The following is a 12,168-nucleotide window of genomic DNA, read 5'->3' on the forward strand; positions in this document are numbered from 1 at the left end:
AGAAGTTAAGCCCGCCTGCGCAGATGGTACTGCAGTTATGTGGGAGAGTATGTCGTCGCCTTTCTTTTGAAAACCCTATCCAAACCGGATAGGGTTTTTTGTTTTATAGCCATTTTTTAAATTATCAGATTTAAAATGTGTTTCTAATGTTCGTATTTACCTCTAGAGAATGAATATACTCCTCCAATAGGATCGCGTTAGGATGGAAATGGCATCTTTCTTTGGAAAAAGAACATTTGTATTATCCAAAAACTTCTTCCATAGAAGATAGAGTGGATAGTCTGGCCCAAAGGGAAACATAATAAGTTTTTTATGCTTTGTAAGTCAGTGTGTTATGTTTTTTTTTGTCTTAATTGAATTTTTTGTCGTCAACATCATGTATGAACTGAATTACACCATCCATAAAAACTTTTTGATCATCCCACATGGCCAAGTGACTTCCATTTGGACAGTATAAATAACGTCCTTTTTTGACTAATTTACTTTGCTCTTCCATTGCTTTTGGATCCATTGTGTCATATTTTGCACCAATCATTAAGGTTGGAATCGTAATTTCATGTAATCGATTTTTAATGTCCCATTTGGCTAATCTTCCGCTTATTCCAAATTCGCTTGGACCTTGCATTAAAGTGTAAATTTCTCCATTTGCATGCTTGCTAGCTCGATTTAAACCGTCTGGCCATTCCTCAAGTCGACATAAATGCTCTTTATAAAAATTAGGAATCAATAGCTCCATATATCTTGGATTATTAAAGTCTTTTTTGGCTTCCAAAGCCCTTATTTCTGCTAAAATTTCTGGTTTCATTTGTTTTGCTAAAACTTCGTCAGCGTATTTTCCATATTCTGGAGCACTCGCCATCATGTTTGATACTAATAAACCTTTCATATTTTGCTGATATTTCAAAGCATATTCCATTGCTAGAATTCCTCCCCATGAATTTCCTAATACATAAAAATTCTCTTTATCTGCGTCAATAGCTTTTCTAACTTGTTCAACTTCTTCAACAAATCGTTCTGTAGTCCATAAAGTACTGTCTTTTGGCTGATCGCTGTAGTAAGAACCCAATTGATCATATTCATAAAATTCAAAACCTTCCCTTTGAAAAAATGTTTCAAAACATTCCATATATTCGTGAGTCATTGCTGGTCCTCCATGTAATAATAAAACTTTTATTTTAGGATTGTTTCCAAATCGTTTTGTCCAGACTTTAAATTCTCCAATAGGTGTTTTTATTGGAATCATTTTTACTCCAGCCGATTCAACTTTATCTTGATTATAGGTAAAATAAGCAGGTAATATTTTAGCTTGATTTTCATTTTTGCATGATGCAATTAATAATGTAAGAACTAGAATAGAAATGTAACGCATATGTTTTTGTTTGACGGTTTATACTAAATTACAAATTTTAAGATGTAAATTAAGAACTTTTTTGGATGTAAGTGCTATTTTATCAATGTGTTATAGAGATAAAAGTTTCTTAAATTAATTTGTAAGTGCTTTTTCTTATTGTAAATTAGTGAAAGTATACTTAAAAAGTGAAATTATGAAAAAGAGAGTATTTCTGACTATTATATTGTTATGTATAACAATATGCGTCAGTGCGCAAAAGAAAATTGAAATAACAGAACTTCCAAAATCAGCACAGGAATTTCTGAAAAAGCACTTTAGCCATACTTCAATAGAAATTGCTAAAAAAGATGCTGAACATGGGGAAAAAGGTTTTGAAGTAAAACTAAAAGACGGAACAGAAGTAGAGTTCTGGAAAGATGGTTCCTATCGAGAAGTAGATGGTGGAGATAATCCAATTCCAGCAGATTTTATTCCAGATGCAGTTAAAGCTTATGTTGCCAAAAATTATCCTAATGAAAAAATTACTCATATAGACTATGGGCATAAAGATTTGGATGTCGATTTAACCAATAATATTGATTTGGAGTTTACGAAAGATGGTAAAATTTTAAAAGATAGGAAACATAGGTAATGTGTTTTAGTTTTTAAGTGATTTTTGAAAATATAAACGTGAGAGAAAATAGTTTATATTTACATCTTCTATTAGTTGTTTTTATGGAAGAAAATAAACATGTAACGATTTATGATATTGCTGAAAGACTTAATTTGGCAACATCGACCATTTCACGAGCTTTAAAAGACCATCACACAATTAGTGATAAAACGATAAAGAAAGTGAAAAAAACTGCAGAAGAAATGGGATTTGTTCCTAATACTTTGGCTGCAGGTTTACGAGGTAATAAAACTAAAACCATTGGGGTTTTAATTCCAACAGTTACACAGCCCTTTTTATCTTCATTAATCAGCGGAATCGAAATTACGGCTCAAAAGTCTGATTATACTGTAATCATTATGCAGTCACATGACTCCTATGAAGAAGAAGTCAATATGGCGAAATCTCTTTACAGTAATCGTGTGAGTGGTGTAATTTGTTCGTTGGCAATGGAAACGCGCGATACGTCACATTTTCATCAATTTTCAAACAATAATATTCCGTTAGTTTTTGTCGATAGAGTTCCTAAAGATTATAATACTTTTAGAGTTGTAATTGATAATTACTCAGCAGGTTATAAAGCTACAAAACATCTTATTGAGCAGGGCTGTATTCGTATTGCACACATTACGGCAGGATCAGAATTAGGAAATTTATATAATGAAAGAAAAAGAGGCTATATTGAAGCCTTGAAAGATCATAATGTTGATATAGACGAAAACTTGATTGTCAATTTAAATTCAGTTACTTACGAAGACGGTGTGAAAGCAAGCAATGCTTTATTTGATTTGAAACCAATGCCAGACGGATTATTTGCTCCTGGAGATATTATTGCTGTAAGCGCCGTACAAACGGCTAAAAAACGCGGTATAAAAGTGCCAGAAGAATTTAAAGTAATTGGTTTTAATAATGATCCGATTTCGCAGATTATCGATCCTAATTTGTCGACTATAACACACCCAGCTGAAAAAATGGGAAAGGCGGCAGCAGAAATCATTATCAAGAATTTGAAATCGGCTAAAAATGATGACGCTAAAGAAATTACTTTTTTAAACACAGAAGTACTCGCAAGAGAATCTACTCAGAAATAAAATCAAGAATATTTAAAATAATAAGGCTTATCGATTTATTTGGTAAGCCAATATTTTTATGAAAACAATTACACTTCCAGACGAAATGAATTTAGAAAAATCACAACAGGTGCATGTTGTGAGTTACAATAGTTCTAAAGACGTTTCGAAACAGCAGATTATTCTCAATCAAAACATAATTAGTTTTTTGATTGAAGGAACAAAAGAAGTTATTTTTGACAATGAAGCCTTGTCAATAACACCTTCTAAGTTTATTATAATGAGATCTGGAAATTGTTTAATGACAGAAAAAAGAACTTCTGAAACTTCTCTTTATAAAAGTGTTCTTTTGTTTTTTTCTAACGAAATGCTTCATAATTTCATTAGAAAAATGGAATCTGAAAATTCAGAATCTAGTGAGTTAAAATCAGTTTATGCGTTTGATTATGATGATTTTCTAAAACGTTTTGTAGAAAGTTTGGTCGATATTGCTAACCTTTCAAAAGCTATTCAGCCAAAATTATTAGAAGTAAAATTTGAAGAAATTATGTTCTATCTCATTGATAAATATGGAACTAATTTTCTTTATTCTTTAACTACAAACAGTGATGATGCTGCGCAAAAATTCATTCGAACTATCGAAAACAGTCATTTAAGCAAACTGACTTTAAAAGAATTAGCCTTTTTATGTAATATGAGTGTTTCGACTTTTAAAAGAGAATTCGAAAAATACTATTCAGAATCTCCTATAAAATGGTTTCAAAACAAAAGGCTTGAACATGCGCATTATTTGTTGAGTCAGGAAAAAAGCCCTTCTGAAGTTTATTTTGAAGCCGGTTACGAAAATCTTTCAAGCTTCAGTCAGGCTTATAAAATCAAATATGGCGTAACTCCAAAACATCATAAAGCAGTTTGAACTTTTTGCAACAGTTTTTGAACCTTTTCCTAAAATTATTCAGTTATTCCAAATCTAACTTTGCTTAAAATTTTAAATCAGATAAAATGAAAAAGCTTAGTTTAATTTTAGCGATGTCAGCGATTTTCTCGACATCTATTTTTGCACAAAAAACATTTACCTTAACTAGTAAAGATTTAGGAGGGGAAACTACAAAAGTTCAGGAATTCAATGGCTTTGGATGTTCAGGAGAAAACCAATCTCCACAGTTGTCTTGGAAAAATGCTCCAGAAGGAACCAAAAGTTTTGCCGTAACTATGTACGATCCAGATGCGCCGACAGGAAGCGGATTCTGGCACTGGGTTGTAGTTGATATTCCAGCAAATGTAAACGAATTGGTAACCAACGCAGGAACTAAAAATCTTGTTCCAAAAGGAGCAATTCAAAGTGTTACCGATTACGGTATTAAAGGATTTGGAGGGCCTTGTCCGCCAGTTGGTCACGGATATCATCAATATATCATTACCGTTTATGCTTTAAAAACTGATAAATTGGGAACAGATGAGAATACAAATCCGGCAGTAGTAGGGTTTAATCTTTGGAATCAGACTTTGGCAAAAGCCAGTATTGTAGCATATTACAAAAGATAAAGTGTCAGTAAAGAATTCTAATCTCTGAATTCTTAAAATCTAAAATTTACGGTACTATAGGCAGGATAGTTTTTTAAATTATCCTGCCTTTATTTGTTAATAAAATTATTTTTTTGAAAAAAGCAGCGTTAAAATTTTTTTCTTAAATAACAATCTTATATTTTTACGCAACCGATTGCAATTGTTGTTTTATTTAAGATTGTTTATTTTTTAAATTAAAATTTTATTAAATATTCTTAATTGAGAATAAAACATTGATTCTTTTAAAATAGTGATTGTAAAGAATAAATTAAAACCAGATGACTTCATTAAGATTTGTTTTCCTGTTTCTTTTGATTTCCTTTCCGGCTTTGGCACAAAAGGATTATAAATTATGGCTTCAGTATAATGCCGTGAGTAATTCTGCAATGGCTTCAGAATACAAAAACAATCTTAAAGGAATTGTTGTTTTAGGAAATTCAGAAACCATTAAAATTGCGGAGAAAGAACTTAAAACAGCTTTTGAAGATATGCTGAGTGTTATTCCAGAAATCAAATCAGATATAAAAGGAGAAAATAATCTAATTGTTGGTTCGCAAATAAGTTTAAATGCTGAAATCAAAAATGAACTGAAATCTGATTTTGAAAAAATAAATGACGAAGGTTTTATTATCAGATCCATTTCTTTTAAAAACAAAAAACAAATCATTATTACAGGAAAAAATGACGTTGCCGTTTTATATGGAGTTTTCAATTTCCTGAGAATATTGCAGACTAATAAATCGATTAAGAATTTAAATATTGCTGATTCTCCAAAAACAAATATCAGAATCCTGAATCATTGGGATAATTTAGATCGAACAGTCGAAAGAGGTTATGCTGGATTTTCGCTTTGGAATTGGCAGAAACTTCCAGATTTTATCGATGAACGCTATATTGATTACGCTAGAGCGAATGCCTCAATCGGAATTAACGGAACGGTTTTGACTAATGTAAATGCCAATGCTTTAATTCTGACTCCACAATATTTAGAAAAAGTTGAAGCTTTGGCAAATGTCTTTAGACCTTACGGAATAAAAGTTTATTTAACAGCAAGATTTTCGGCACCGATCGAAATTGGAAACTTAAAAACAGCCGACCCAAAAGATGCTCAAGTAGTTGATTGGTGGAAAAGTAAAGCAGCAGAAATCTATAAACGAATTCCAGATTTTGGAGGATTTTTGGTGAAAGCCAATTCTGAAGGTCAGCCAGGTCCACAAAACTATGGAAGAGATCACGTTGATGGAGCAAATATGCTTGCTGATGCTGTTGCGCCTTTTGGCGGTGTAATTATGTGGAGAGCATTTGTATATTCTGAACATGATGCTAATGATCGTGCCAAACAAGCTTACGCTGAATTTCAGCCTTATGATGGAAAATTCAAAGAAAATGTAATTGTTCAGGTCAAAAATGGAGCAATCGATTTTCAGCCAAGAGAACCTTTTCATCCGTTATTTGGCGCGATGCCGAAAACGCCTTTAATGATGGAATTTCAAATCACGCAGGAGTATTTAGGTTTCAGTACGCATTTGGTTTTTCTGCCTAAATTATTTCAAGAAGTTCTGGAATCTGATACCTATCAAAAAGGAAAAGGTTCGACTGTTGCGAAAGTTGTAGACGGAACTCTATATCAAAATAAACTAACTGGAATTGCTGGCGTTGCCAATATCGGAAACGATTTAAACTGGACAGGACATCCTTTTGCACAAGCAAATTGGTATGGTTTTGGGCGATTGGCTTGGAATCCGTATTTAGATTCTGATAGTATTGCGGACGAATGGCTGAGAAGCACTTTTTCGAATGACGAAAACTTCATTAAACCTGTAAAAGATATCATGATTGAATCGCGAGAAGCGGTTGTAAATTATATGACACCGCTGGGTTTACATCATATTATGGATACGGGGCATCATTACGGGCCAGGACCTTGGGTTTCTAATTTATCAAGACCAGAATGGAATCCAACGTATTATCATAAAGCCGACAAAAACGGAATTGGTTTTGACCGATCAAAAACGGGAACTAATGCGACTGCACAATATGCACCCAAAGTTGAAACACTTTTTGATAATTTAGAAACTTGCCCAGAAAAAGATCTTTTATGGTTTCATCATGTTTCATGGGATTATAAACTGAAAAACGGTCAGACACTTTGGAATGGCATGGCATTGAAATATCAGGAAGGCGTAAATCAGGTAAAAGAGATGCAGAATGTTTGGAAGAAAACCGAAAAATATATTGACAGCGAACGTTTTAACGAAGTAAAAATGCTATTAGAAATTCAGTATAAAGAAGCAAAATGGTGGCGCGATGCATGTTTGCTATATTTTCAGCAGTTTTCAGGGAAAGAACTTCCAGCGGGAGTAGAAAAACCAACACAAACTTTAGAGCATTTTGAATCATTAAAATTTCCTTTTGCGCCAGGAAATGGATAATAAATTTGAGTAATTGTAACGCAGATAAAACGGATTTGCTATCGCAAAGACACGGAAAAAAGGAGGATTTTTTTAATGAAAGTGAGAAAAAAAATCCGCGTAAATCAGCGATTTCGCGATAGCAAATCCGTTTCATCTGTATACAAAAAATATATTTTATAGAAAATTATGAGTAAGAAAACAGCAATTGTAACTGGAGGAAATTCAGGTTTAGGTTTTGCGACAGCAAAGAAATTATGTGATAACGGAATAAAAACTTACATAATTGGAAGATCAAAAGAAAAAACAGAAGATGCTTGTAAGGAAATTGGAGAAAATGCTATTCCAATAATTTTTGACTTAAATAATCTAGCTGGAATTCCTGTGATGATTGAAAGCATCACAAAAGAAAATTCAATTGATATTTTGGTAAATAATGCTGGAATCAACATGAAAAAAGAAATTCCAGAGGTAACTGATGAAGATTTTCTTTCGATAATTCATACCAATTTGTTGAGTGTTTTTGCGGTAAGTCGCGAAGTTATAAAAAATATGAAATCTAACGGAAGCGGCAGTATCATCAACATTAGTTCGATGGCATCTCAATACGGAATCCCAAAAGTAATTGCTTATTCGGCAAGTAAAGGCGCAATTGAATCGATGACACGTGCAATGGCAACTGAATTAGCGCCGGCAGGAATACGTGTAAATTGTGTTGCTCCTGGATTTATTAAAACCAAAATGTCTGCTGCTGCTTTGGATAATGATCCAGAAAGAAAAAATAAAGTATTAGGAAGAACTCCAATGGGCTTTTTAGGAGAACCTTCAGACATTGCAGATGCGGTATATTATTTCGCTTTAAGCGAATCAAAATATACTACTGGTACAGTTTTGCCTGTTGATGGCGGAAATAGTATAGGATTTTAAGTCTAGATGAAATAGCTCGCAAAGGCGCGAAGTATTTTGCCTTTAAGTTTTTTTAAATAAAACTTTGTGACTTAGCGCCTTCGTGGCATAAAAAAAGAGAAGTATGATAAAAATGCAACAAACCATGAGATGGTTCGGTCCAAGTGATAGCGTCAAGTTGATCGATATTCAACAAGCTGGAGCAACGGGAATTGTAACCGCATTGCATCAAATTCCGGTTGGAGATATTTGGACGATTGAAGCAATAAAAGAAAGACAGGAAATCATTCGCAATTATGGTTTGGAATGGACTGTGGTTGAAAGTCTTCCGGTTCATGAAGAAATCAAACGCGCTTCTGGAAATTATTTGCAATACATTGAAAATTATAAAATCAGTTTAAAGAATCTGGCAGATTGCGGTATCAAAATTATAACCTACAATTTTATGCCAATTCTGGATTGGGTAAGAACCAATCATAATTTTATAAATGAAGATGGAAGCAAAGCTTTACTATACAATCAGGATGCATTTACTTATTTTGATGTGTTTCTTTTGAAAAGACCGAATTCTGAAAATGATTATTCTGATACTGAAAAAGAAAAAGCTTTAAAATTTGGTAATCAATTATCTGAAGATGAAAAAGCTTTACTGTTTAAAAATGTTTTACTGGGATTGCCAGGAAGCAAAATTAATTTTACGGCAGAACAGATTTTATCGCTTTTAGATAATTATGCTGCTATTAATAACGAAAAACTAAGAGAAAACCTGATTTACTTTCTATCTGAAGTAACGCCAATCGCAGAACAAAACGGACAAAAATTAGCGATTCATCCAGACGATCCACCGTTTTCGGTTTTAGGACTTCCAAGAATCGTTTCGACAGAATCCGATTTGAAAGCTATTTTCAACGCCGTTCCTTCAACAGCAAACGGATTGTGTTATTGTACAGGCTCATTAAGTGCAGATCCAAAAAATAATCTTGAAAAAATAATAGACGATTTTGGAAATAGAATTCACTTTTTACATCTTAGAAATACTATCCGCGAAAGCGAAACTATTTTCAGGGAATCAGAACATTTAAACGGCGATGTTAAAATGGAAATAATTGTGGAGAAATTATTGTTGTTGATGAACAAAACCAAAATAAGTCTTCCAATGCGTCCCGATCATGGTTTTCTTCATCGAGTTGATGAAGCGACAGAAACTTATCCAGGTTATTCTTTAACGGGAAGATTAAAAGGTCTTGCTGAATTGAGAGGTTTGGAAATGGGAATTGGTTATAAATTGGGTCTATAAATAAAGTTAAGTATCCTAACATTTTTTTAAACCGGTTAGGTTTAAGATTATAAACGTACTGTTTTGTCATTTCGACGTAAGGAGAAATCTTCGTTAGTAGCTCCAAAACGTAAACCCAATCTTTGTAGAGTTTCTTGCGAAGATTTCTCCTTACGTCGAAATGACAAAACTGGTGCTAATTGTAATGAATTTAAACCTGTCGGATTTAAAACAACAGAAACTATGTTTGTTTAAACAAATAAAATACCTTTTGCAGACAAAGAAAATCTATGATTCTATGTGTTTAAAAATTAAAGCTTCATGTCTAATTCTATTACTTCTCCTAATCGGATTAAGTACAAATTCGTACGCTATAAATCCAGATAAATATGTAGTCAATCAGGCTTCTGCAGGAAACTTTCCTTTAGTAAGTAAAGGAAAAACGGCTTCGATTTTAGTTGATGATAAAGATTATGCAGGAGTTTTAAAAGTGGTTGGACATTTAGAAAATGATCTTTTTAAAGTTTCAGATTTATATCCAAAAAGAATTAAAAAAATTTCTGAAGGAGAAGATTTTGTTGTCATAATTGGAACATTAGGAAAAAGTAAAATCATCGATCAATTAGTCCAAAAAGGAAAAATCGACAGAAGTGCGCTTCAGGGAAAATGGGAAAAATTTACAACACAGATTGTTGAAAATCCGTTTAAAGGAATTAAAAAAGCGCTTGTAATCGCAGGTTCAGATAAAAGAGGAACGATTTACGGAATTTACGATTTATCGAATCAAATTGGAATTTCGCCTTGGTATTTTTGGGCAGATGTTCCAGTGAAAAAACAATCAGAATTACATGTTTTGCCTGGAGTTCACACGCAGGGAGAACCAAAAGTAAAATATCGTGGAATTTTTATAAATGATGAAGCTCCAGCTTTAACAGGATGGGCTTTTGAGAAATATGGCGGATTCAATTCAAAATTCTATGATACGGTTTTTGAATTGATTCTGAGAATGAAAGGCAATTATTTGTGGCCAGCAATGTGGGGCAGAATGTTTTATGTTGAAGATTCGCAGAATGCTGTTTTGGCCGATGACTACGGGATTGTGATGGGAACTTCGCATCATGAACCATTAACAAGAGCACACGCAGAATGGGGAAAATCAAATGGGAAATGGGATTTTAATACCAATTCGGAAGCCTTGATTAATTTCTGGAAAGACGGAATTAAACGAATGGGAAATAAAGAAACCATTGTTACAATCGGAATGCGTGGCGACGGCGATGAACCTATGACCGAAGGAACTGCAATTGATTTATTAGAAAATATTGTCAAAACCCAACGAAATATCATTCAAGAAGTAACTAAAAAACCGATTGAAGAAACGCCTCAAATGTGGGCGCTTTACAAAGAAGTTCAAGATTATTACGACAAAGGAATGACTGTTCCAGATGATGTAACACTATTATTGTGTGATGATAATTGGGGGAATATTCGAAAACTTCCAGAGCTTGATTCAAAACCAAGAAAAGGCGGTTACGGAATTTACTATCATTACGATTATGTTGGAGGGCCAAGAAATTATAAATGGATCAATACGAACCAAATTGAGCGTACTTGGGAACAAATGGATTTAGCATATCAATATGGAGTTGATAAAATCTGGATTGTAAATGTAGGCGATATCAAACCAATGGAATTTCCGATTGCCTTTTTCTTGGATATGGCTTGGAATCCTGAAAAGTTTAATGCAGAGAATTTGGAAGATTATTATGTGAATTGGGCAAAAGAAAATTTCGGAAATCAGTTTACAGAAGAAATTGCCACTATTTTAAAATTATATACCAAATACAACGCGCGAAGAAAACCGGAATTATTAGATGCTAAAACATACAGCGTAACCAATTATAACGAAGCTGATCGAGTTGTTGCTGATTATCAAAAGTTGGTAGAAAAAGCCAATTCTATTAACGAAAAATTACAACCAGAATATAAAGATGCTTTTTACCAATTGGTTTTGTTTCCAGTTTTGGCTAGTTCCAATTTAAATGAAATGTATGTTGCAACAGCCAAAAATCAGCTGTATGTAGCACAAGGTAATGCCGTTGCAAATGCGTATGCTGAAAAAGTAAAAGAGTTATTTGAAAAAGATAGTGAGCTTACCAATTATTATCATACGAAATTGGCAAATGGCAAATGGAATCACATGATGGCACAAACGCATATTGGTTACGATAATTGGCAACAGCCAGAAAAAAATGTGATTCCGAAAACAAAAACAGTTGAAATTTCAATCAAAGCTCAAGCAAAAATTTCGACTGAGAATTCTCCAAAGGTTGAAACATCGATTACTAAAAATTTAGAAAATGCTCACGGTTTTATAGAGAATAACGGCTACATTTCAATAGAAAGTAAAAATTATTCTAAAGCTATAAATTCAGATTTAGTAAAATGGACTTTAATTCCAAATTTGGGTAAAACAGATTCTGGAATAACTATAAAGCCTTCAAATATTCAACCGTTTGAAATTTCAGAACAATCGCCAAGATTAGAATATGATGTTTGTTTTTTCAGTAAAGGAAAAGTAAAGGTAAAAGCATATTTTTCGCCGACAATCAATTTTAAAATAGGGGACGGATTAAAATACGGAATTGCTTTCGATTCAGAAAAACCTCAAATTATGAACCTCAACGAAGATTCTTCGGAGAAAAATTGGGCAGAATCGGTGGCAAACAATATTAAAATTATAACCTCAACTCATCAAATAGAAAATGCAGGAAATCATGTTTTGAAAATTTATGCGATTGATTCTGCTTTAGTGCTTCAAAAAATTGTAATTGAAACGGAAGAAGGAAAAGTTTTGGAGTCGTATTTGGGGCCGCCAGAGAGTTTTAGAAAGGAATGATTCTTCTGTTCAGGAATGGACAAAACTAAACGAATAA

General features: G+C 33.2%; 9 protein-coding genes. 8 read left to right on the plus strand and 1 reads right to left on the minus strand.

Annotated features, from left to right (window positions below; all coding sequences use genetic code 11):
* Nucleotides 1-349: 349 nt before the first annotated feature.
* Nucleotides 350-1,369 carry a proline-specific peptidase family protein gene (locus tag AC1Q5Z_RS00005; protein WP_343586041.1) on the minus strand — a complete coding sequence of 340 codons (1,020 nt, stop codon included), beginning with the start codon at nt 1,367-1,369 and terminating at the stop codon, nt 350-352.
* A 175-nt stretch (nt 1,370-1,544) separates the two neighbouring features.
* Here AC1Q5Z_RS00005 and AC1Q5Z_RS00010 point away from each other — a divergent pair, with 175 nt between their 5' ends.
* From AC1Q5Z_RS00010 to AC1Q5Z_RS00045, 8 genes are all read left to right on the plus strand, one after another.
* On the plus strand, nt 1,545-1,982 hold the full coding sequence (locus tag AC1Q5Z_RS00010) for a PepSY-like domain-containing protein (protein WP_492443194.1): 438 nt from the start codon (nt 1,545-1,547) through the stop codon (nt 1,980-1,982).
* Between the two features lie 83 nt (nt 1,983-2,065).
* A complete protein-coding gene (locus tag AC1Q5Z_RS00015) occupies nt 2,066-3,094 on the plus strand; it encodes a LacI family DNA-binding transcriptional regulator (RefSeq protein WP_198858458.1) in 1,029 nt (342 codons plus the stop codon).
* Between the two features lie 58 nt (nt 3,095-3,152).
* Nucleotides 3,153-3,989, plus strand: a complete 837-nt coding sequence (locus AC1Q5Z_RS00020; RefSeq protein ID WP_492443197.1) for a helix-turn-helix domain-containing protein — start codon at nt 3,153-3,155, stop codon at nt 3,987-3,989.
* A gap of 86 nt (nt 3,990-4,075) precedes the next feature.
* Nucleotides 4,076-4,618 carry a YbhB/YbcL family Raf kinase inhibitor-like protein gene (locus tag AC1Q5Z_RS00025; RefSeq protein WP_488754212.1) on the plus strand — a complete coding sequence of 181 codons (543 nt, stop codon included), beginning with the start codon at nt 4,076-4,078 and terminating at the stop codon, nt 4,616-4,618.
* Nucleotides 4,619-4,917: 299 nt separating this feature from the next.
* Entirely contained in the window at nt 4,918-7,071 is a 2,154-nt protein-coding gene (locus AC1Q5Z_RS00030; RefSeq protein ID WP_492443199.1) for an alpha-glucuronidase family glycosyl hydrolase, read from the plus strand.
* A gap of 168 nt (nt 7,072-7,239) precedes the next feature.
* Nucleotides 7,240-7,977, plus strand: a complete 738-nt coding sequence (locus tag AC1Q5Z_RS00035; protein ID WP_492443201.1) for an SDR family NAD(P)-dependent oxidoreductase — start codon at nt 7,240-7,242, stop codon at nt 7,975-7,977.
* A 112-nt stretch (nt 7,978-8,089) separates the two neighbouring features.
* Nucleotides 8,090-9,253, plus strand: a complete 1,164-nt coding sequence (gene uxuA / locus AC1Q5Z_RS00040; protein WP_492444120.1) for a mannonate dehydratase — start codon at nt 8,090-8,092, stop codon at nt 9,251-9,253.
* A 277-nt stretch (nt 9,254-9,530) separates the two neighbouring features.
* Nucleotides 9,531-12,131, plus strand: coding sequence for a glycosyl hydrolase 115 family protein (locus AC1Q5Z_RS00045; protein ID WP_492443203.1), 2,601 nt, complete (start codon nt 9,531-9,533; stop codon nt 12,129-12,131).
* Nucleotides 12,132-12,168: the final 37 nt, after the last annotated feature.

It is taken from the genome of Flavobacterium sp. GW823-FHT06G12 (assembly GCF_058794775.1).